Raw genomic sequence first — 19,685 nt, 5'->3', positions numbered from 1 at the left:
GTGTTGGGGCCCCGTCAACCGGTTCTCAGGAACGTCCTTTGCCGGAGCAAGACCTGCCGATCCACCGGATCGGGGTGTCTGCTTGCCGGTGTCGGCCGCGCGCTCAGGCGCTCCAGCCGCCACCGACCGCCCGGCTCGACAGGTACGAGTCGCGCAGCGCCTTGCGCAAGCCGGGGACGGTCTCGTCGAACCGCGCGGCGAGTGCCTTGAGCGCCTGCTTGTGGGTGCGGAGCTCTCCGCGGCTCCACACGCAGGTCACCTCGACCTCGGCCGCGAACACGGCCATGGCCAGCACCTCCAACGGGATCGACGCCGGGTCGGCTCCTCTGAGCACGGTGTCGCGTACCCGTTCCTGGAGGGCGCGCACCTCCTCCGGGTGGGCGACGGTGACACGGTCGGCCGGGATGAGTCCCATCACCTTGCCGCGGGAGACGGCGACCTCTCCCGCGTCGGAGAGCTGGTCGCGGACCGGTGTCTCCGCGGTGTGGGCCTTGTTGTGCACGAACTGGAGCCAGCCCTTCGGCTTGCTGTCGGGCAGGTCGCCCCACACCGCGGCGGTGAAGGAGTCGTCCGGCGCCTTCCCGGACTTTCGGACCACCTTCCCTCCCGTGGCGCCGAGCAGCCCGTCGCGGGCCAGCTCGGTCAGGGCACCGGCACGCAGCAGTTGGCCGCGGCCTTGCAGGTTGTCGAGCTGGAACTTGCCCTTGTCCACGGTGTAGCAGAGCAGGTAAAGCCGCTGCGGCAGCGTCTGGGTCATGTTGTCTTCCATGAAAGAGGATGGGGGTCGGCGGGGGATGGTCGTGCGGCGGGCGCGGTCCGCCCTGAAGCACCACCGATTGACGGCCCGGTTTCAGGTGGCATACGGCGCGAAGCCGGGTGTCCTCATGCCTTGTGGGCCTCGAAGCCCAGGTGCTCGGCCAGGAAGCGTTCCGCCGCTGTGTAGAGGGCGATCACGTTCTCCGGGTTCTCGATGGCGTGGCCTTCGTCCTCCATGACGATGTACTCGACGGGGACTCCACGTGCGCGGAGGGCTTCGACGAGTTGGTCGGACTCGGCGAGGACGACGCGGGCGTCGTTGGCGCCGTGCACCACCATCAGCGGTGTGCGGATCCGGTCGACGCGGCTGATCGGGGAGCGGGCCAGCATGTCGGCCTCCTGCTCCGGGTCGGCCGGGTCACCGACGTACGTGAACCAGTTGTAGGCGAGCATCGGTTTGACGAAGTCGGGCTGGCTGCGCATGAAGTTGGCCAGGTCCGAGATGCCGACGACGTCGACGGCGGCGGCGAAGACGTCGGGGGTGAAGGTGACACCGACCAGTGACGCGTAACCGCCGTAGGAGCCTCCCATGATCGCCACGCGGCCCGGGTCGGCGTATCCCTGGTCGACCGCCCACCGGACCCCGTCGATGAGGTCGTCGTGCATCTTGCCGGCGAACTCCCCGATGCCGGCCCTGGTGAACGCCTTGCCATAGCCGGTGGAGCCCCGGAAGTTGACCTGTAGCACCGCACAGCCGCGGTTGGCGAACAGCTGCGCGGCGGGGTTGTACCCCCAGCGGTCCCGGTCCCAGGGACCGCCGTGGACGAACAGCACCAGCGGCAGCCGGGACGGCTCGATACCGACCGGCAGCGTCAGGTGCGAAGGCAGCGTCAGACCGTCACGGGAGGTGATCGACACCGGTCGCATCGGTGCCAGCGACTCGGGGTCGAGGTGCGGCTTCGCCCGGTGGAGCAGGCGGCTTTCGCCCGTGGCGTGGTCGTAGAGGAAGGTGACCCCGGGGTCACGGTCGTGGGTGAAGCCGGCCACCCACCGCTGTCCGCTCTCGTCGGAGGACAGCTGGGCGAGATCACCGTCGGACAGCTTCTCCAGATTCTCCAGTACCGCGGCGAAGTGCGGGTCCAGCGCGTGGATCACCTGCCGCTCCCCGAGATAACGGACTCCGAGCAGCTCGCCGGTGCGCCGGCTGCGGATCAGAGGGGAGGGCAGGGCGGGGAAGACCCGCGCACGGGTGTCCAGGTCGTATCGCGGGTGGGAGTCGACCTCTTCCTCCTTGCCGGTGGCCAGGTCGAGCCGGGCCAGGCGGAGACGGTCGCTTCCATGGTTCGAGCCCAGCCACACCCCGGCGCCGTCCGGCGTGACCTCCATGGGATAGATCCCCAGCGGAGTGTCACCGCCCTCGAACCGCACCACGGGGTCCAGCGCACCCGTTGACCCGTCCCACCGGGACAGCTCGACATCGCCCTCGGCCGTCGTCGCCACCGCGAACAGCTCGCGTTCGCTGTACAGCCACCCTTCGACATTGCCCCCGGGGCTCCGGGCGAGGGTGGTGAGGTCGCCGGTGGCGATGTCCAGTTCGACCAGGTCGAATTGGGCCCGGTCGCGCAGGTTCAGCTGGGTGATCACCTTGCCGGGCCGCCCGGCGGGCAGGTCCAGGCCCACGGTCCGCACTCCCGGATAGGGCGTGAGGTCCACCGCAGCGGCGTCCGGGGCCGCCAGGTCGACGCGGTAGAGGTGCAGGTTCTCGTCGCCGCCCTGGTCCCGGGAGTAGAGCAGCCACCGCGGGTCACGGGTCCAGTGGTAGCTCACCACTCCGCGGTCCTCGGTGGTCACGCACCGCGCGTCCCCCGGCGCGTCGACGCTCTCGATCCAGACGTTCATGCGGTTCTTCCACAGCGCCAGGTACGCCATTTGCCTACCGTCCGGCGAGAGGGTGGCCTGCGCGCGGGTCGGCGGCCTGAAGAACTCCTCGACGGAGATGGTCTCCCGCAGTGCCATGTCGATCCTTCCTGTTGTCAGCGTCCGGTGTCGCGAGGAGGCGAGGTCAGCAGCCGCCTGTCACTTAATGACAGTGTCACTTAATGACAAACGCTGCAAGCGCGCACTCGTGAGGCTTCCGGCCGTCGGTCGGTGCCGTGACGGGGGTCCGCGTCCCCGGGTGGAGGGGGTGCGGGCGTCTCGCCCGGGGTGGCCGGTCAAGCGGGGGTCGCTTTGTGGCTCACGCCACACGAGGAGGGGTGGTCATGACTGTCACTTAATGCCAAGATAGCAGTAAGTGACACGAGGTTGCCCCTCGCCCCCAGACGAACTCGGGAGAACCGACCACCATGAAGACCAAGAGCTTCCTGGAGACAGAGTCCGACACGCAGGCGGAGCAGGCGGCGCCTCGGAAGCGGCCTTCGGCCCTCGACCAGGCGGGAGGCGTCAGGGGAGTCATCTACTCGGCGCTGCCCGTGTTGGCATTCGTCATCGCTCACAACTTCCGCGGGCTCAAGGCGTCGATCATCGCCGCCTTCGCCGTCGCGGTCGCCATCGGCGTGGAGCGGCTGGTGCGCAGGGAGTCAGTGCAGCCTGCGGTCGGCGGCGTGTTCGGCGTCGCGATCGCCGCCGGCGTCGTCTGGTTCACCGGCTCCGCCAAGGACTACTTCCTCATCGGTATCTGGGCGAGCCTGGCCGGCGCCATCCTCTTCCTCCTCTCCGTCCTGGTGCGGTGGCCGCTGGCCGGCGTGGTCTGGAACGCGGCCACCGGCAAGGGCACCGTCTGGCGCGCGGACAAGCGTTCGCGGCTCTACTACGACGTCGCCACCCTGGTGCTGGCCGCCGTTTTCGGCGCCCGGTTCGTCGTCCAGCAGTACTTCTACGAGACCGACCAGGTCAGTTCGCTGGGCTTCGCCAAGGTCGCCATGGGCTTCCCGCTGCTCGCCCTGGCCCTCCTGGTAGTCGCCTGGGCCGCCCGGCACTCGAACAAGCGGCTGACGGCCATCGGCCTGCTGCCCGCCAGGCGCGTCTGACCTCCCCGGTACACACCGGCCGCCTGACGGCAGGGCAGGGGCGTATTCCTCGGGCACGTACGTGCCACCCGGCGGCGGACGGTTCTCCTCCAAGCGGGACCGCACCTACCCCGACATCCGCCTCGTCCACTGGGCCGGCGGCAACCCCTTCCACCACCACCAGGACCTCGGCCGGGTTGCACGGCATCTGGCTCGACCGGCACGACACCACCCCCACAACACCGGTCCCACGCATCAGCACGCTGACCGAGCTCGCCCCCCTCCTGGGCCGGCTCTCATCGGGGACGAGGCATTCGGACAGTCCCAGGATCCGACTCCATCGTTAGCCTCGACCTTTGGTGACGGTTGGGGTGCGGCCGGCGCGGTCGCCGGAGGCGGGGTACCACCCCGGCGTCCGGTCAGTGGGTGGCGAGGAACTCGAGCGTGTCGAGCACGCGGTTCGAGAAGCCCCACTCGTTGTCGTACCACGCGGCCACCTTGACGTGGCGGCCATCGACGCGGGTGAGGGCCGAGTCGAAGATCGACGAGGCGAGATTGCCCGTGATGTCGGACGACACCAGCGGGTCCTCCGAGTACTCGAGGACGCCGGCGAGCGGCCCCTCCGCCGCGGCGCGGTACGCCGCCAGCACGTCGTCGCGCGTCACGTCGCGGGCGACGGTCGTGTTGAGTTCGACGATCGAGCCCACCGGCACCGGTACGCGGATCGAGTCGCCCGACAGCTTGCCGTCGAGATTCGGCAGCACCAGGCCGATCGCCTTGGCGGCGCCTGTCGTGGTCGGCACGATGTTGACGCCGGCGGCCCGGGCGCGACGGGCGTCGCGGTGCGGACCGTCCTGGAGGTTCTGCTCCTGCGTGTAGGCGTGCACCGTCGTCATGAACCCGTGCTCGATACCGGCGAGTTCGTCGAGGACCGCGGCCAGCGGCGCGAGTGCGTTGGTGGTGCAGGAGGCGTTCGAGACGATCGTGTGCGCGGCCGGGTCGTAGGCGTCGGTGTTGACCCCGAACGCGAGCGTGACGTCGGCGCCGTCCGACGGCGCGCTGACGAGCACCTTGCGCGCGCCCGCGTCGAGGTGGGCGCGGGCGGCCTTGGCCGAGGTGAAGCGGCCGGTGGCTTCCAGGACGATGTCGACGCCGAGTTCTGCCCACGGCAGCTGCGCCGGTTCGCGCTCGGCCAGCACCTTGATCCGACGGCCGTCGACGACGAGGGCGTCCCCGTCGACGGTCACCGGGCGCCCGAGCCGGCCGGCCGTGCTGTCGTAGGCGAGCAGCCGGGCGAGAGCGGCGGGCTCCGTCAGGTCGTTGACGGCGACGATCTCCAGGGCGCTGTCGCGCTCCAGCAGTGCGCGCAGCACATTGCGTCCGATGCGGCCGAATCCGTTGATGGCGATGCGAGTCATGAGTGATGTCCCTTCCCTTCCCCACCAGGCTCGCCCGCGGCCGGCGCCGCTGACAGTGGCGGGATCGCCACGGTTCAAAAGGATCCCGCCACACCCGCCCACGCCCTCTGCACAGTGCCCGGCGGGTTACTCACCCCGGGTGAAGGTGCGCCGGTACTCGCTCGGTGTGGTGCCGAGGATGTGCTGGAAGTGCAGGCGCAGGTTCGCGCCGGTGCCGAGCCCGATGTCGGCGGCGATCTGTTCGACGCCGCGCTGCGAGCGCTCGAGCAGTTCGCGGGCCAGGTCGATGCGGGCGCGCATCACCCACTGCATCGGCGTGTAGCCGGTCTCCTCGACGAAGCGCCGGGAGAACGTGCGCGGCGAGACCCCCGCCTGCCGCGCCAGTATGTCGAGGGTGAGGGGCTCGCCGAGCCGGTGCAGCGCCCACTCGCGGGTGGCGGCGAACCGCTCGCCGAGCGGCTCGGGGACGCTGCGCGGCACGTACTGGGCCTGGCCGCCGCTGCGGTAGGGGGCCGCGACCAGACGCCGGGCCGCGTGGTTGGACGCGGCCACTCCGAGGTCGCCGCGCAGGATGTGCAGGCACAGGTCGATGCCGGAGGCGGCGCCGGCCGAGGTGAGCACGCTGCCCTCGTCGACGAACAGCACGTTCTCGTCGACCTGGACGAGCGGATGCCTGGCCATGAGTGTCCGCGTGTAGTGCCAGTGCGTCGTGGCGCGCCTGCCGTCGAGCAGGCCCGTGGCGGCGAGCGCGAAGGCGCCCGTCGAGATGGCGGCGAGCCGCGCGCCCCGGTCGTGGGCGGCGATCAGTGCCTCGACGACGGCCCGCGGCGGGTCGTCGCGGTCCGGGAACCGGTAGCCGGGGACGAAGACGATGTCGGCCCACGCGAGCGCGTCGAGGCCGTGGGCGACGGAGTACGCGAGGCCGTCGCCGCCCGTCACGAGACCGGGTGTCGCCCCGCACACCCGCACCTCGTACGGCATGCTCGCGCGGGTCGTGAAAACCTGCGCGGGAATTCCGACATCGAGCGGCTTCGCACCCTCGAGCACAAGGACGGCGACGCGATGCGGGCGGGAGGCTGGCACAGGAAGAGGCTACGTGGGGCGTCACATCGATACGCCCACCGCGCGGACCGGGCAGACGACACACCGGCCAGGCTGTCCTCTGCATGGCGCCCCACAGCCCGTCCCACCCTTCGCCCTCCTCATCCTCCCCATCCCCCTCGGATTCGCTGACTTCGTACGGCTGGGATGCGGACTGGGATGCCGTGTTCGCGCCGTGTGCCGAGCAGGGGCTGCTGGTCGTGTCGTCAGCCCCGCAACAAGGGAACCGCGCTGCGGTGGAATGCCGCACGGCACCTTTGTGTCATGCGTGCGGCACTCTTGACGCACGCACGATGCGCGCAAGGTGCCTGGGCGGAAGAGGCCGCATGGGGGCGGCGCAGTGGGAGCGCTCGATCCGGGCGAGGGGCGGGGAGGGACGCGCGCGGGGGGACGCTCCGAAGCCGGCCTCCCGGTGACGGCGGCGCCATGGGGGCGGGGTCACCCGAGTGTACGAACGGGAGGGTGGCTGACGTGCGGGTACACCGGTCGGCTTCCAAGGTGGGGGAAGGCCCGCACACCGGCGGCCCCTGACACCGCCGAGCAGCGTGAGTTCCCTGTCCGCGGGTCATTTCCCAACCGACGACGAACGCGGGGCCGGCCTGCCAGGGCGGGCCGGGTGCCCGCCGGATCGGATGACCGCTGTGACGACTTCGCCCTTCGGGCCCGGTGATCCGTTCTCGGACCTGTTCAACCGCTTCTTCGGCACAAGCCCGGCGGCCTCCCCGCCGGCGGTCCAGCGGGTGCCCATCGGGCGCCTGCTCAGCGACGCCTCACAGGAGCTTCTGGCGACGGCCGGCGGGCGTGCCGCCGAGGATGGGGCCGATCTCGATACCGTGCACCTTCTGTGGGCCGCCGCCCAGGGCGATCCCGGTCGCCATCTGCTGGCGCAGGCAGGCGCCGACCCCGACGCGCTGGCGGCCCAGGTGGAGCAGTCGCTGCCTATCGGTGGCGGGGCGGAGGAACCGCGGCTGACTCCGGCGGCGAAGCGGGCCCTGCTCAGGGCCCACGCCAAGTCCCAGGAGGCCGGTGCGTCCTACATCGGGCCTGAGCACATCCTGTCCGCGGTCGTGGAGGACCCCTCGTCCGGCGCGGCCGGGGCGCTGGGCTCGGAGGGTGCGGGAGCCCGCGGACGCGGGGACCTCGGCGGGGCCGGCGGCGGTTCGGCGGGGGGCGGGTCCAGTGCCACGCCCACGCTGGACGAGTACGGCCGCGACCTTACGGAAGAGGCCCGCGCGGGGCGGTTGGACCCGGTGGTGGGGCGGGCGCAGGAGATCGAGCAGACGGTGGAGATCCTCGCCCGGCGTTCGAAGAACAATCCGGTGTTGCTGGGGGATCCGGGCGTCGGCAAGACCTCCATCGTGGAGGGCCTCGCGCAGCGGGTGGTGTCCGGCGACGTGCCCAAGACCCTGCGGGACCGGCGGGTGGTTGCCCTGGACCTGTCGGGTCTGGTGGCCGGTTCGAAGTACCGTGGAGAGTTCGAGGAGCGCCTGAAGAAGGTCATCGACGAGGTCACCGAGGCGCAGGAGAGCATCATCTTGTTCATCGACGAGCTCCACACGGTCGTCGGCGCCGGTGGCGGCGGCGAGGGGGCCATGGATGCGGGGAACATCCTCAAACCCGCCCTGGCGCGCGGCGATCTCAGCCTGGTCGGCGCCACGACGCTGGAGGAGTACCGCAAGAACATCGAGAAGGATGCCGCACTCGAACGCCGTTTTCAGCCGGTGATCGTGCCGGAACCCACGGTCGACGAGACCGTGGAGATCCTTCAGGGCCTGCGCGACTCCTACGAGGCCCACCACGGCGTGCGCTTCACCGACGCGGCGCTGGAGAGCGCGGCGATCCTCTCCGACCGCTACGTCACCGACCGGTTCCTGCCCGACAAGGCCATCGACCTGCTGGACCAGGCGGGGGCCCGGGTGTCGCTGCGCGGCGGCGACGACAGTTCCGAGGCGGACGAGGTCCAGGAGGAGCTGACCCGGCTGAACCGGGAGAAGGACGAGGCCGTCCACAACGAGGACTACGACCGAGCCGCCGGACTCAAGAGACAGATCGACGAGACGGAGGGCAGGCTTTCGGGCCTGGACGGCGAACGGGCACCCGCGGCCGAGGTCACCGAGGAGGACATCGCCGAAGTCGTCTCCCGGCGCACCGGCATCCCGGTCGCACAGCTGACGGCCACCGAGCGCGAACGCCTGATCCGGCTGGAGGAGACCCTTCACGCGCGGGTGATCGGCCAGGACGAGGCGGTCACCGCGGTGGCGCAGGCCGTGCGGCGGGGCCGTGCAGGGATGGGCGACCCCGACCGGCCCACCGGCAGCTTCCTCTTCCTCGGGCCCACCGGCGTCGGTAAGACCGAACTCGCCAAGGCAATCGCCGAGATCCTCTTCGGCCAGGAGGACCGGCTGATCCGCTTCGACATGAGCGAGTTCCAGGAGCGCCACACCGTCTCCCGCCTCGTCGGCTCGCCCCCCGGGTACGTGGGCTACGACGAAGCCGGGCAGCTCACCGAGGCGGTCCGTCGCAAGCCGTACAGCGTGTTGCTGTTGGACGAGGTGGAGAAGGCGCACCCGGACGTCTTCAACCTGCTGCTCCAGGTCCTCGACGACGGGCGGCTCACCGACGCGCAGGGCCGTACGGTCGACTTCCGCCAAACGGTCGTCATCATGACCAGCAACCTCGCCTCGCAACTCATCCTGAACCACCAGGGCGCTGTCGACGAGATCCGCGACGATCTGATGGCCGAGCTGCGCAGCCACTTCCGTCCCGAATTCCTCAACCGCATCGACGAGGTGGTCGTCTTCCACGCGCTCACCCGGGAGAACCTCGTGCGGATCGTCGACCTGCTGCTGGAGCGCAGTCGCCGGAGGCTGCACGCGCAGCAGGTCGGTCTCCAGGTGACCGAGGGGGCCGAGGAGTGGCTCGCGAAGCAGGGTTATCAGCCGGAGTTCGGGGCCAGGCCGTTGCGCCGCGCCATCCAGACGGAGCTCGACAACCGGCTGTCCAACCTGCTGCTGGACGGCCAGGTGGGCCCCGGCGACACCGTTACCTGCGACGTGCAGGACGAGCAGCTGGAATGCACGGTCACACCCGGCGACCGGGAGGAGAGCGCCGAGTCGGCCACGACGGACTGATCACCGCGGACTCGTGCCGGTCGGAACCCGTGTGGGCCGCCGCCCACAGACTCACCGAGCGGTATCCCCTCGGTAGCCCTGCGGAAGGGCAGTTGCCCGGCCGTCGTTCCGACGCCTCGTGCGAGCGTTGACCACGGAGTCGCCGCTGTGTTCTGGCGGGCGCGTCGGCCGGTCCATCCCGAGCGCCTGGCCGAGGCCCTGCCGCAGATCATGCTCGGTGTCGTGCGCGGTCGCGGCCATCTCTGGCCGGCCACGCGCCCCGACTCCGTGGTGAGCTGGCGCTCCGCCGGCGCGCACCTCGAACTCCGGGAGGCGGAAACCTGGCTGACCGCGGGGGCCGCCTCGGCATGGCGGTCCGCCTCCCCGGTGCGGCGCACCCTCGCCTCGTGGTTTTGCCGACCACTACTGCGGCGAGCGGCGTGACGAGATCGTCCTCACGGGGGTGGAGCTCGACGAGCGGCGGGTGCGAGACGTCCTCGACAGCACACTTCTCGCCGATGCCGAGCCGTCCGGCGGTCCTGAGAGATGGCTTGAGCTGACGGACCCTCTGCTGGACCCGGTCGTACCCCGCGACGGTGTCGAGGAATGAACGCGCAGCTGGGGGCGACGCCTGGGTCGGCGTCGCCCCCAGCTGCCTGCCACGCGGACTACCAGGACGACTTCGTCACACCCGGCAGGGAGCCTGCGTGTGCCTGCTCGCGCATCCGGACGCGGGAGAGGCCGAACTTCCGCAGATGGCCACGGGGGCGTCCGTCCACGCTGTCGCGGTTGCGCACGCGGGTCGGGCTCGCGTTCCTGGGCTGACGCCGCAGCTCCGCCAGAGCGCTGCGGCGCTCCGCTTCCGAGGAGCGCGGGGAGCGCAGGATCTCCTTCAGTTCGGCACGCCGCTGCGCATGGCGGGCAACGATCTGTTTGCGCTGCTCGTTCTTCGCGATCTTGCTCTTCTTGGCCATCAGAGGCGTTCCCCTCGGGATCGGATACGGGCGACGGCGGCCTCGATGCCGATGACGTCGACGGTCTTGATCCCCCGTGCGCTGAGTGTGAGCCGCACGTGGCGCCCCTCGCTGGGCAGCCAGTACCGCTTGCGCTGAATGTTGGGGTCGAAGCGCCGCGAGGTTCGGCGGTGCGAGTGGGAGACGGTGTTGCCGAAGCCCGGCTTGGTGCCGGTCAGCTGGCAGTGGGCGGACATGCAGGTTCAGCCTTTCTTGAGCCGAGGGGCCCATTCGATAATGGAAATCATTGTCGTATGCTACTCGCATGGCTCGCAACGAAGTACGCCCGATCATCAAGCTCCGCTCCACGGCGGGAACCGGACACACCTACGTCACGCGCAAGAACCGGCGCAGCGACCCGGACCGCCTGCGGCTGCGGAAATTCGACCCCGTCGCCCGTCGGCACGTCGAGTTCCGCGAAGAGCGCTGACCCCCGCAGCGCGCACGCAGGCTGACAGAAGAAGACGAGGACCGATATGAAGCCTGGAATCCACCCCGACTACCGCCCCGTCGTCTTCCGTGACAGAGCCGGTGAGTTCGCCTTCCTCACCCGCTCCACGATGACGAGCGACAAGACCGTCGAGTGGAAGGACGGAAACAACTACCCCGTGATCGACGTCGAGATCTCCTCGGCGAGTCACCCCTTCTACACCGGCACCGCGCGGGTGCTCGACACGGCCGGCCGGGTCGAGCGTTTCGAGCGCCGCTACGGCCGTTACGGAGCCCGCTCATGACCTTCGAGGTACAGCCCATGGCCGTGGTGCTCGTCGGCGGCCTGCACGCCGAGGCCCGGCGCACCACGGTCGACCATCTGATGCGCGCGATCCCCGGCAGCGTCGTGCTGCACCACGACCTGTCGACCGCCCCGCTCGGCACGGTCCGGCGGAGCGTGCGCGACGCCACCGGCGAGACCTCCAGCGGGGACGTGCCCCTGGTCAACGACTGCGCCTGCTGCGCCCTGCGTGAGGACCTGATTCCCGAGCTGGAGCGTCTGGCGGACGGCCGGCTGACCCGACTGGCCATCGTCGAGCTGTGGGACTCGGTGGAGCCCAGAGGCATGGCCGAGGTCATCGCCTCCCACGGGGACGGCGCATTCCGCCTGACCAATGTGCTGACCGCCGTGGACCCCTCACTCGTACTGCCCTGCCTGTCCAACGGTGACGACCTCACTGACGCCGGTCTGGCCGCCGCCGCGACCGACCAGCGGGCCGTGGGTGACACCTGGGCACGTCAGTTGGAGTACGCCCCGGTCCTCGTCGTGGTGGACAGCGAGTCGACTGATACCTCGGATCTCGCCCTGCTGCGGCAGCTCCATCCCACGGCGGTCCGGATACCGGTGCATTCGGGCCGGCTCGCCGAGATCGCCCTCGCGGGCTTCGACGTGGCAGCCGCCGCCTCGGCGCAGCATCCCGCGTGTGCCCGGCTCCCGCACGACTGCGACGAGGAGGGAGTGAGCACTCTCGTGTGGCAGCAGCGGCGCCCGTTCCACCCTGGCCGTCTCTATGCCGCACTGGAGGATCTGTGCTGCGCGGCTGCTCGCAGCCGGGGGAGGTTCTGGCTGGCCGACCGGCCCGACCTGCTGCTCGCGTGGGACGCCGCCGGTGGCGCGCTGTGCGTGGAGAGCGTCGGCCCATGGATGGCCTCGCTGCCGGACGCCGCCTGGGAGATGGTGCCCGCCGAGCGCAGCGCTGCCGCCGCGCTGGACTGGCACCCTGACCACGGCGACCGCTGCCAGCACCTCGTCTTCACCTCGCCCGACCTCGACCGCGACGGTTTGGTGTCCGTGCTCGACTCCTGCCTGCTCACCGATGAGGAGCTCGTGGCGGGACCCGTGGCGTGGCGGGGGACCACCGGCTTCGACCAACTGCTCGACACTGCCGCCTGAGACCGTTTCACCGTCTACCGAGGAACTCCCCATGCCCCGCCGTTCCGATTCCCGGCTCGCCCGCAAGAACCGTCCCAACCCGCTGGACGCCGCCGGCATCACGTACATCGACTACAAGGACACCGACCTACTGCGGAAGTTCATGTCCGACCGCGGCAAGATTCGCAGCCGACGGGTCACCTGCGTCACCGACCAGCAGCAGCGGAAGGTCGCCAGGGCCATCAAGAACGCCCGGGAGATGGCGCTGCTTCCCTACGCCGGCCGCTGACTCTCCTCCCCGAACAGCCCTCCTGCGAAAGGCCCTTTCCATGGCAGTCCCGAAGCGCAAGATGTCCCGCAGCAACACCCGTCACCGCCGCGCGCAGTGGAAGGCGACGACGCCGCAGCTTGTGCCCGTCACGATCGACGGCAGCTCCTGTCTGGTACCGCAGCGCCTGAAGAAGGCGTACGAGCGCGGACTCCTGCACCCGGAGAGCTGAGCCGGAGGCCGCACGTCCGACGGCCGGGTACGTGTGCTCCGGGTGCCCGCGAGCGGACAGGGGCACGCCGCCCGACCACGCCGACCGACCTGCTACCGGGAGAATCGGCGGGCCGTCAGCGATCTGCTCATCGCCCAGGCCGAGTTTACCGAGTGGACTTACTCACCAGATCGACCTGGTCGACTGTCAGCGGGCCCCGGTGCATGGCTGTGTGCCCGGCTTCCGGGCGACGGCACCTTCAGTGCGGATCCGCGCACTTCCCAACCCGGCCTCAACCTACGCCTGATCAGTGACCTGAGCCGCGGACCTCATTGAGCGGGTGACGGAACGGGCCCGGCGTCGGCGGGCGTAGCTGCCACGTGTTGCGGCAGTCGGCCACCCGCTGAACTCGCACGGACGGCCCCGTACCCGCCCACGGGCAAGGTACGGGGCCGGCTTTCAGCGCGCGCGGAAGTCCTGCGCGATCCGGTTCACCGCTCGAGGCGGCCACGAGAGAGGCGGTGAAGAGGTGCTCCGGTTCCGCCAACAGCCCCGTGAGCACCTCCATCACGGACCGCCGGGTGACCATGTCCAGCCCCGAGGTGATCTCGTCGCACACCAGCACCCGGGGGCGCGCAGCAGCGCCCGGGCGAGAGCGGCACGCTGTGGTTCGCCGCCGGAGAGCCGGTCAGGGCTGCGTGACACCGTCCCCGCGCTGAGCCCGATGTCGGCGAGCGCCCTCCGGGCCTCCTCCACGTGTGTTCACGGCCCCTTTTTGATGCGCAGCCACTCGTGCGCGATCCAGCGGGCGATCTTTGACTCGTCCCGCTCGACCGCCCGCCGCTCGGGCCGTTGCAGGCTCCATCCGAGCCGGCCGGTCAGCAGCCGCCACACCGACGCCCTCGACAACACCACCCCCGTTGCCCGGGTGACGACCGCGCCGACTCGTTCCAGGGTCCACAGGTCGGCCTCGAAACCATGAGCCTGGGCACCTTGCTCCAACGCGGCCCGGACCATCTCGACCTGGGCGTCGTCCAGCTTGGGCGGGCGTCCGGTGGCTGCCCGTCTCCGCAGGGCCGAAGCGCCGCCTTGCTCCCACACCCGCCGCCAACGCCGCACACTCTCGGCACACACCCCCACCGCCCTCGCGATCTCCGCACTCGAGACGCCGCCCTCGAACAACTCGACTGCCCGAACACGACGCGCCGCCGCCAACTGAGGCCGCGACAAAGGAGGAAGGGAGGAGCCGGCAACCGAAGGGGAAGGTTGATGAGCCACCCCGACAGCCTCCCACCCACACACCCACACACCCACACACCCACCGAACTTACGAAAAAATCAGTAAGTGAGTGAGGATGTGGTCGCGGCGGGCGGCGGCGATGTCGTGGGTGGGGCCGGGACTGGCGGCGGAGGTCCAGATCAGGCGGCCGTTTTCGTCGGTGAGGGCGAGGAAGTGCAGGCTGTGACGTCGTTGCTTGCCGGAGTAGTTGGGCCGGTTGGCTCTCCCGGTGCGGCGGACGGTGGGGATGAGGGTGCCGTCGAGCAGGACGACCTCACCACCCCGTCTGGCGATCTTCTTGCATGCGCGGTCCAGGTGGGGCGCTTGGGCGGCGAGCAGGGATATCAGCTCATCCCGCCGTCGGCGCACGGTGGTGTCGCCGACGGCGTTGCCGCCGGCCATGTTGGTTCTTCGGGGCACCGGCAGGCGGTACTGGTGGACAGGGAAGCCGGTGTCCCCGGCGGGTCCGTTGATCCTCTTCATGCACACGTCGAGCCAACGGCCTCCGGGGCCACGTCAGTTACGGGTGCGCTTCCGTGCTTACGGTGTGATCCGGGAGCGTCCGTCGGGCAGTGTGCGCAGCCCGCCCCGCCCGGCGAGCTTGCTCAACTTGCCGCGCAGGGGCTCCAGCCGGCCCTTCACCTCGACCTCAAGGCCCGGCTCGACACCGGCGTCCTTGACCCGGACCGGACCACCGGCACTCCGCGCGATCTTCATCAGCCGCTGATAATCCGGCGGCAGGACGTCCTCGCCGGCGCTCGTCGCCCGGTACGGCACCAGCAGCACTCCGTGCCCGCCCACCTGTGCCGTCTTCGCCTGCGCCGAGGGCTTCTCCACGCCCAGTTGGGCGTGGATCCGCTCCCACACGCGCATGGCCACCGTGAGTTCCTCGCGTTCGGCACGGACCGCATCGTGTCGCTCGGCCAGGAGCTTCTCCTCCTCGTCGAGTTCAGCCCGACGAGCCGCGACGCGTTCGGCGATCTCGTTGATCTCCGTCCTCCCGCGAGCCAACGAACCCGTACGCCTCCGCGACCTGGAAACGGACAGACCAGCCTTGACCGCCACCTGACGATCAAGGCCCCAGACTGCCCACGACCAGACCGATGCGGCCGGGCCTCTTCGGCGCGACCGCATCAGTCCTGAAGGAAGTGAACCCGCAGCGGCAGCTTCCAACCGCGAGCCCGGATTCTGAGTACCGCGCATGGTGCTTCGCAAACGCTCAAGCCGGGCTTCCGGCCACATCTCCCGGTTCGCTGAGATCCGCTTCGGCCTCGGCGACGGTGTCGTAGATCTGGAAGACTTGATCAGCTCTGGTGATCTCCAGCATCCGCCGCATGGTCTGGGGCACACATGCCAACGCCAGCTCCGCCTGGCGCCCCCGGCGCCGATTCCCGCAGCATCTCCGCATCCGCCGGCCAGAGCATCCGCTGATGGCGGCCGCGGAGACCGCGGCCTCCGCGCTGCGGGTCCTCACGGATTTCCTTCGCCGACCGCCGACCGCCGACCGCCGACCGCCGACCGCCGACCGCCGACCGCCGACCGCCGACCGCCGACCGCCACGGCCCGGACGACGGCTACGTAGCGTCCCGGCCATGTCCGAGATGCTCGTCCAAGAAGTGCTCCACTGCGTGGTACACGGCGATCAAGTTCTCCGGGGTCTCGATGGAGTGCCCTTCGTTCGCCATGAGTATGTACTCGACGGGGACCCCACGTGCCCGGAGAGCCTGGACCATGTTGTCGGATTCTGCCTGCGCTACCCGGGCGTCGTTGGCGCCCTGGGCGACGAGCAGTGGTGTACGGACCTGGTCCACCCGGCTGATCGGGGAGCGGGCCAGCATGTCGGCCTCCTGCTGCGGATCCGCGGGGTCGCCGACCCAGCGGAACCAGTTGGCGGCAAGGGCCGGCCGGACGAATTCCGGCTGGTTGCGCAGGAAGTTGGCGAGGTCAGAGACCCCGAAGATGTCCACCGCAGCGGCGAAGACATCGGGCGTGAAGGTGACTCCGACCAGTGCCGCATAGCCACCGTAGGAGCCGCCCAAGATCGCCACCCGGTCCGGGTCCGCGTATCCCTGCTGGATGGCCCAGTTCACACCGTCGATCAGGTCGTCGTGCATTTTGCCGGCCAACTCCCCGATGCCGGCCTTCATGAACGACTTGCCGTACCCCGTGGAGCTGCGGAAGTTCACCTGAAGCACCGCGTAGCCCCGGTTGGCCAGCAGTTGGACGAGAGGGTTGAACCCCCAGCTGTCTCGGTCCCAGGGACCGCCGTGCACAAGCAGGACCAGCGGCAGCCGGTGCGGCTCTGTCCCGATTGGCAGTGTCAGGTGGGAGGGGAGCGCGAGACCGTCCCGAGCGGTGATCGTCACCGGTGTCATCGGTGCCAGCTGCTCGGGGGCCAGGTGGCCAAGGGGCCGGAACAGTAGGCGACTCTCGCCCGAGGAGTGGTCGTAGAAGTATGTGGCCCCGGGATCGCGGTCGTGGGTGAAGCTGACGACCCACCGCTGCTCGCTCTCGTCGGACGAGATGTGGGCCAAGTCGCCATCGGACAGATTCCTCAGGTTCTCCAAGACCTCGGCGAAGTGCGGGTCCAGTGCGTTGATCACCAGTCGTTCCCCGAGGTAGCGAACTCCGATGAGCTCGCCGGTACGTCGGCTGAAGATGAGCGGCGAGGGCAGTGCGGGAAAGACGCGGGCGCGTGTGTCCAGGTCGTACTGCGGGTGGGAGTCGACCTCCGTCTCCTCGCCGGTTTCTGCATCCAACCGGGCCAGGCGGAGTCTGTCCGAGCCCCGGTTCGAACCGAAGAGAACGTCGCCGGCGTCGGCGGTGACCTCCAGTGGATAGACGCCCAGCGGATAGTCCTCACCCTCGAACTGCGCGATGTGGCACAACGTCTGCGTGGCCTCGTTCCAGCGCGAGAGCCGTAGCTCGCCCTGTTCGGTTACTTCACTGGTGAACGGGCCTTTGCTGCCGCCATAGAAAAGGGTGGTGGCAGCGCCTCCGGTGTTCTCCGCGAGGGTCCGCAGGTCACCGGTGGCGATGTCCAGCTCGAAGAGGTCGAACGCGGCGGGATTCCGGCTGTTCGAGGAGAACACCGCCTTCCCCGGCCGCCCGGCGGGCAGCTTCAGATCCATGATGCGTGCGCTGGGGAAAGGGGTCAGGTCAGTAGCCGCTGCGTACAGGTCTTCGAGATCGACGCGGTACAGGTGCCGGTTCTCGTCGCCCCCCTGGTCCCGGGTATAGAGCAGCCACCTCGGATCGTCGGTCCAGTGATAGCTCAGCAGGTTGCGGTCCTCGGAGGTGACCCGCCGCGCGTCCCCGGGCGCGTCGACACTCTCGATCCACAGGTTCAGGTGGTTCCCCCAAGGAGCCAGGTACGCGATCTTGGTGCCGTCCGGCGAGAGGGAGGCCCTCGAACGGACGGGAGGGGTAAAGAACTCCTCGACGCTGATCGGCTTCGGCAGTGCCATGTGGGTCCTTCCTGCGACTGTCCCCGGACAGCGAGTGATGAGGCCCTGGTGATGGTCGGCAAGGGCTCTGAGTGGGTCCGCAGCCTGGAGCCGGTCACCGTTCAGCGATCGAAGGCTGTCACTTAATGACTGTGTCACTAAGTGACAGCAATGGCAAGTGCGCCGCATGTCCAGCCGCCGTGGGCCGTCGATTGCAGCCCCACCTCCCCTGGGCGACCGCTCGACTGGCAGTGAACTCGTGGCGCAGGTCACATGCGCAAGGGGTGGGCAATACTGTCACTAAGTGTCAATATTGCAGTTAGTGACACGACGGTGAGGTCGCACAGGATGAACTTCGGGAGAGTTGACGGCCATGAAGATCACGAGCTTCCTGCTGTGAGTCGGGTGACCGTGGTGCGGATTCATGGCGCCTTCGAGCGGCTGCAGTCCCGTCGAGTCAGGGAAAGCGCTACGCCGACAGGTCGACGGCCGAGGTCGGCGAACCCAATATGCCGTCAACGGCCCTTGTAGATCGCGCCATGTAGTAGGAACTGGTCCTGTTGCCACGTATTCAAGGAGTTCACATGCATCTCACGCTTCCGCAGCAGATCTACCTGTGTGCCTACGCCTTCAAGAAGAACAAGTTTCCGGCTACTCTTCTGCAGTTCCGCGGGCAGCGGCTGCGCGCTGCTGCCCTGACCGAGCTAGTCCTTGCGGGACAGGCTGAGACCGACGGGCGCCGGGTTCGCGCACTTGGAGACCAATCACCGACGGATCCGTTTCTTGCCTCTGTGTGGGAAGAGCTGCACGCGAGGCCGAAAAAGTGGATGGCACTGGTGCACAACACCGCGCACAAGGCGGAGAAACCCGTCGAAAACCAGCTGACGGCTGCTGGGATTATCGAAAAGAAGACCGGCCTCACCTTGAGTCTGCTCGGAGGGAGCAAAGTTGTCTTGCGGCGGGAAGAGGAGGCCCGAGCTGTGCAGCAAGCATTGCGCACGCGGGTCACCACCACTCCCGACCCGTCCACTCTGCCCCTGGCGCAAGTGGCACTGCCGGTGATCGCCCTGGAGAGCGACGCGACCATGGGGGTCGTACTGAATCGTTCCGAGCGCCGCAAACACAAGGATACGCTTGAGGAACTCGCCAAGAAATTCGATCGAGAAATACCGGGCCTGCGCAAAGCCCTGTCAAACTCGGTGCTTTCCAGTCGGGCTGTCGGCGGCGGATGGAGCTGAGCAGGACAAACCTAAAAATGCGCACGTCCGCAGAATGCGAGCCGAAGTAAAATCTAGTGACATCAAGGCCGGTGCTGGAGACTTTGGTTGCCGCGTTCGCCGCATGGTGGCTGATGGAGCCAAGTGTCGAGCTCACGTCCATCCCTTGGGCTCCGGTTGATCATCGTCGGCGCCACAGTCGTCCTGAAGAGTGGCGACGGAGAAAAAATCGCGCCACGGCAAGACAAACACCGCAAGGGAACACCGCCGTACCCGGACCGCGTCCCGTACACCCCACAAATACCGTCCGCGACCGGTGAATTCGCCACCGGTGAGCGGGAACCCATCACGCCGCAGCGAGCTTTCCTGGCCGTCTGGCCGACGTCACCGGAACCGCAACCGTCCATCTCGTACTCCCGGCGGGCCTTGGCTGCACCCGGGACGGTCGGGGCGCCCTGGGGGCCGTCAAACGGCTTGGCAGTGCACGGCGGGAGCGGCGGTGGAGTGGTCCACTCGGCGTCGTCCAGTTCGGTCACGCGGAGGAATTCGGTGAACTTGCCCGGCGTATCGAGGGTGACGACTGCCCGTGGCAGATGTGGCCTGGTGGTCGGCCGCGCTGTGGTCGGGCATGAGGTCGACCACAGCGGTGCGCACGGCGCCACGGCTGATGCCGTGCTCGCGGGCCTGGGTAGCCGTGCCCGGCCTTCGAGGTACGCGGCGCACGTCGGCGATGGTCCTGCCCGGATAGCCGATCGTGACCACCGCCGTTGCCCTTGACCTCGGCGACCCGCAGCCCGTCGTAGGTCGCTTCCCACTGGAGACCGGCCTGCAGTTCGCAGGCGGCGGCGAGGCCCTGCACCATGGACTTCACGTTGGACAGACCCGCACATCGAGCAGTCCTTGCTCACGGTGTTCAGTCGAGCGAGCGACCGGCTGGGGTGCCCCAGCCCCATCCGTTCAGGTGACGGCAGATCACCTACCAACCCTTACCGCC

Annotated in this window: 20 protein-coding genes and 1 pseudogene; 10 read left to right on the top strand and 11 right to left on the bottom strand. The window is 69.1% G+C overall.

The window, feature by feature from the left end; all coding sequences use genetic code 11:
- Positions 1-103 precede the first annotated feature (103 nt).
- Positions 104-757, bottom strand: a complete 654-nt coding sequence (locus OHB04_RS09880) for a GOLPH3/VPS74 family protein (RefSeq protein ID WP_326687288.1) — start codon at positions 755-757, stop codon at positions 104-106.
- A gap of 125 nt (positions 758-882) precedes the next feature.
- Positions 883-2,772, bottom strand: a complete 1,890-nt coding sequence (locus tag OHB04_RS09875; protein ID WP_326807297.1) for a S9 family peptidase — start codon at positions 2,770-2,772, stop codon at positions 883-885.
- Positions 2,773-3,101: 329 nt separating this feature from the next.
- On the opposite strand from OHB04_RS09875, the gene OHB04_RS09870 reads away from it, so the two are divergent.
- Positions 3,102-3,785, top strand: a complete 684-nt coding sequence (locus OHB04_RS09870) for a DUF3159 domain-containing protein (RefSeq protein WP_326687286.1) — start codon at positions 3,102-3,104, stop codon at positions 3,783-3,785.
- Between the two features lie 398 nt (positions 3,786-4,183).
- On the opposite strand, the gene gap is transcribed toward OHB04_RS09870, so the two are convergent.
- Positions 4,184-5,182, bottom strand: a complete 999-nt coding sequence (gene gap, locus OHB04_RS09865) for a type I glyceraldehyde-3-phosphate dehydrogenase (protein WP_326807296.1) — start codon at positions 5,180-5,182, stop codon at positions 4,184-4,186.
- A gap of 126 nt (positions 5,183-5,308) precedes the next feature.
- Positions 5,309-6,265 (bottom strand): GlxA family transcriptional regulator, encoded by a 957-nt coding sequence (locus tag OHB04_RS09860; protein ID WP_326687284.1) that lies wholly within the window; start codon positions 6,263-6,265, stop codon positions 5,309-5,311.
- Positions 6,266-6,915: 650 nt separating this feature from the next.
- Between OHB04_RS09860 and OHB04_RS09855 the strand changes: the two genes are divergently transcribed.
- The 3 genes from OHB04_RS09855 (at position 6,916) to OHB04_RS09845 (ending at position 10,003) form a co-directional block, all read left to right on the top strand.
- Positions 6,916-9,414, top strand: a complete 2,499-nt coding sequence (locus OHB04_RS09855; RefSeq protein ID WP_326807295.1) for an ATP-dependent Clp protease ATP-binding subunit — start codon at positions 6,916-6,918, stop codon at positions 9,412-9,414.
- A 147-nt stretch (positions 9,415-9,561) separates the two neighbouring features.
- The gene (locus tag OHB04_RS09850; protein ID WP_326687283.1) at positions 9,562-9,837 is read left to right on the top strand and encodes a GTP-binding protein; all 276 of its coding nucleotides are present in this window, start codon (positions 9,562-9,564) and stop codon (positions 9,835-9,837) included.
- 19 nt (positions 9,838-9,856) lie between these two features.
- Positions 9,857-10,003, top strand: a complete 147-nt coding sequence (locus OHB04_RS09845) for a hypothetical protein (protein WP_326687282.1) — start codon at positions 9,857-9,859, stop codon at positions 10,001-10,003.
- A 58-nt stretch (positions 10,004-10,061) separates the two neighbouring features.
- Here OHB04_RS09845 and rpsN read toward each other — a convergent pair whose 3' ends face one another.
- On the bottom strand, positions 10,062-10,367 hold the full coding sequence (gene rpsN / locus OHB04_RS09840; protein WP_326687281.1) for a 30S ribosomal protein S14: 306 nt from the start codon (positions 10,365-10,367) through the stop codon (positions 10,062-10,064).
- The gene (gene rpmB / locus OHB04_RS09835) at positions 10,367-10,603 is read right to left on the bottom strand and encodes a 50S ribosomal protein L28 (protein ID WP_326687280.1); all 237 of its coding nucleotides are present in this window, start codon (positions 10,601-10,603) and stop codon (positions 10,367-10,369) included. The genes rpsN and rpmB overlap by 1 nt, the downstream gene beginning before the upstream one ends.
- Before the next feature lie 68 nt (positions 10,604-10,671).
- Here rpmB and rpmG point away from each other — a divergent pair, with 68 nt between their 5' ends.
- From rpmG to rpmF, 5 genes are read left to right on the top strand one after another with little or no spacing between them, the layout of a single operon-like run.
- Entirely contained in the window at positions 10,672-10,836 is a 165-nt protein-coding gene (rpmG, locus tag OHB04_RS09830) for a 50S ribosomal protein L33 (RefSeq protein WP_326687279.1), read from the top strand.
- A 46-nt stretch (positions 10,837-10,882) separates the two neighbouring features.
- Positions 10,883-11,140 carry a type B 50S ribosomal protein L31 gene (locus OHB04_RS09825; RefSeq protein WP_326807294.1) on the top strand — a complete coding sequence of 86 codons (258 nt, stop codon included), beginning with the start codon at positions 10,883-10,885 and terminating at the stop codon, positions 11,138-11,140.
- The gene (locus OHB04_RS09820; protein ID WP_326807293.1) at positions 11,137-12,291 is read left to right on the top strand and encodes a CobW family GTP-binding protein; all 1,155 of its coding nucleotides are present in this window, start codon (positions 11,137-11,139) and stop codon (positions 12,289-12,291) included. The genes OHB04_RS09825 and OHB04_RS09820 overlap by 4 nt, the downstream gene beginning before the upstream one ends.
- Positions 12,292-12,322: 31 nt before the next feature.
- Positions 12,323-12,559 carry a 30S ribosomal protein S18 gene (gene rpsR / locus OHB04_RS09815; RefSeq protein ID WP_326687276.1) on the top strand — a complete coding sequence of 79 codons (237 nt, stop codon included), beginning with the start codon at positions 12,323-12,325 and terminating at the stop codon, positions 12,557-12,559.
- A 40-nt stretch (positions 12,560-12,599) separates the two neighbouring features.
- Positions 12,600-12,770, top strand: a complete 171-nt coding sequence (gene rpmF / locus OHB04_RS09810) for a 50S ribosomal protein L32 (RefSeq protein WP_326687275.1) — start codon at positions 12,600-12,602, stop codon at positions 12,768-12,770.
- 286 nt (positions 12,771-13,056) lie between these two features.
- On the opposite strand, the pseudogene OHB04_RS09805 reads toward rpmF, so the two are convergent.
- The 5 genes and pseudogenes from OHB04_RS09805 to OHB04_RS09785 all read right to left on the bottom strand — a co-directional run.
- Positions 13,057-13,499: pseudogene (locus OHB04_RS09805) on the bottom strand (ATP-binding cassette domain-containing protein); the annotation flags it as partial.
- Between the two features lie 12 nt (positions 13,500-13,511).
- The gene (locus OHB04_RS09800; RefSeq protein ID WP_326807292.1) at positions 13,512-14,027 is read right to left on the bottom strand and encodes a winged helix-turn-helix domain-containing protein; all 516 of its coding nucleotides are present in this window, start codon (positions 14,025-14,027) and stop codon (positions 13,512-13,514) included.
- A gap of 49 nt (positions 14,028-14,076) precedes the next feature.
- Complete coding sequence (locus OHB04_RS09795; protein ID WP_326807291.1) at positions 14,077-14,511, bottom strand: transposase family protein; 435 nt, start codon at positions 14,509-14,511, stop codon at positions 14,077-14,079.
- A 57-nt stretch (positions 14,512-14,568) separates the two neighbouring features.
- Positions 14,569-15,039: a hypothetical protein gene (locus tag OHB04_RS09790; RefSeq protein WP_326807290.1), complete on the bottom strand. Its 471-nt coding sequence runs from the start codon at positions 15,037-15,039 to the stop codon at positions 14,569-14,571.
- A 563-nt stretch (positions 15,040-15,602) separates the two neighbouring features.
- Complete coding sequence (locus OHB04_RS09785; protein WP_326807289.1) at positions 15,603-17,495, bottom strand: S9 family peptidase; 1,893 nt, start codon at positions 17,493-17,495, stop codon at positions 15,603-15,605.
- Between the two features lie 563 nt (positions 17,496-18,058).
- Between OHB04_RS09785 and OHB04_RS09780 the strand changes: the two genes are divergently transcribed.
- A complete protein-coding gene (locus OHB04_RS09780) occupies positions 18,059-18,712 on the top strand; it encodes a GOLPH3/VPS74 family protein (RefSeq protein WP_326687270.1) in 654 nt (217 codons plus the stop codon).
- Positions 18,713-19,685 lie beyond the last annotated feature (973 nt).

Source organism: Streptomyces sp. NBC_01775 (genome assembly GCF_035917675.1).
In the GTDB taxonomy this organism is placed as follows: domain Bacteria; phylum Actinomycetota; class Actinomycetes; order Streptomycetales; family Streptomycetaceae; genus Streptomyces.
This window is presented reverse-complemented; position numbering and strand designations above follow the sequence as displayed.

What these genes read in the sequence shown, in the direction of transcription:
- OHB04_RS09880 (WP_326687288.1), bottom strand. Translation starts at nt 757, where the DNA reads ATGACCCAGACGCTGCCGCAGCGGCTTTACCTGCTCTGCTACACCGTG.
- OHB04_RS09875 (WP_326807297.1), bottom strand. Translation starts at nt 2,772, where the DNA reads ATGGCACTGCGGGAGACCATCTCCGTCGAGGAGTTCTTCAGGCCGCCG.
- OHB04_RS09870 (WP_326687286.1), top strand. Translation starts at nt 3,102, where the DNA reads ATGAAGACCAAGAGCTTCCTGGAGACAGAGTCCGACACGCAGGCGGAG.
- gap (WP_326807296.1), bottom strand. Translation starts at nt 5,182, where the DNA reads ATGACTCGCATCGCCATCAACGGATTCGGCCGCATCGGACGCAATGTG.
- OHB04_RS09855 (WP_326807295.1), top strand. Translation starts at nt 6,916, where the DNA reads ATGACCGCTGTGACGACTTCGCCCTTCGGGCCCGGTGATCCGTTCTCG.
- rpsN (WP_326687281.1), bottom strand. Translation starts at nt 10,367, where the DNA reads ATGGCCAAGAAGAGCAAGATCGCGAAGAACGAGCAGCGCAAACAGATC.
- rpmB (WP_326687280.1), bottom strand. Translation starts at nt 10,603, where the DNA reads ATGTCCGCCCACTGCCAGCTGACCGGCACCAAGCCGGGCTTCGGCAAC.
- rpmG (WP_326687279.1), top strand. Translation starts at nt 10,672, where the DNA reads ATGGCTCGCAACGAAGTACGCCCGATCATCAAGCTCCGCTCCACGGCG.
- OHB04_RS09825 (WP_326807294.1), top strand. Translation starts at nt 10,883, where the DNA reads ATGAAGCCTGGAATCCACCCCGACTACCGCCCCGTCGTCTTCCGTGAC.
- OHB04_RS09820 (WP_326807293.1), top strand. Translation starts at nt 11,137, where the DNA reads ATGACCTTCGAGGTACAGCCCATGGCCGTGGTGCTCGTCGGCGGCCTG.
- rpsR (WP_326687276.1), top strand. Translation starts at nt 12,323, where the DNA reads ATGCCCCGCCGTTCCGATTCCCGGCTCGCCCGCAAGAACCGTCCCAAC.
- rpmF (WP_326687275.1), top strand. Translation starts at nt 12,600, where the DNA reads ATGGCAGTCCCGAAGCGCAAGATGTCCCGCAGCAACACCCGTCACCGC.
- OHB04_RS09795 (WP_326807291.1), bottom strand. Translation starts at nt 14,511, where the DNA reads ATGAAGAGGATCAACGGACCCGCCGGGGACACCGGCTTCCCTGTCCAC.
- OHB04_RS09785 (WP_326807289.1), bottom strand. Translation starts at nt 17,495, where the DNA reads ATGGCACTGCCGAAGCCGATCAGCGTCGAGGAGTTCTTTACCCCTCCC.
- OHB04_RS09780 (WP_326687270.1), top strand. Translation starts at nt 18,059, where the DNA reads ATGCATCTCACGCTTCCGCAGCAGATCTACCTGTGTGCCTACGCCTTC.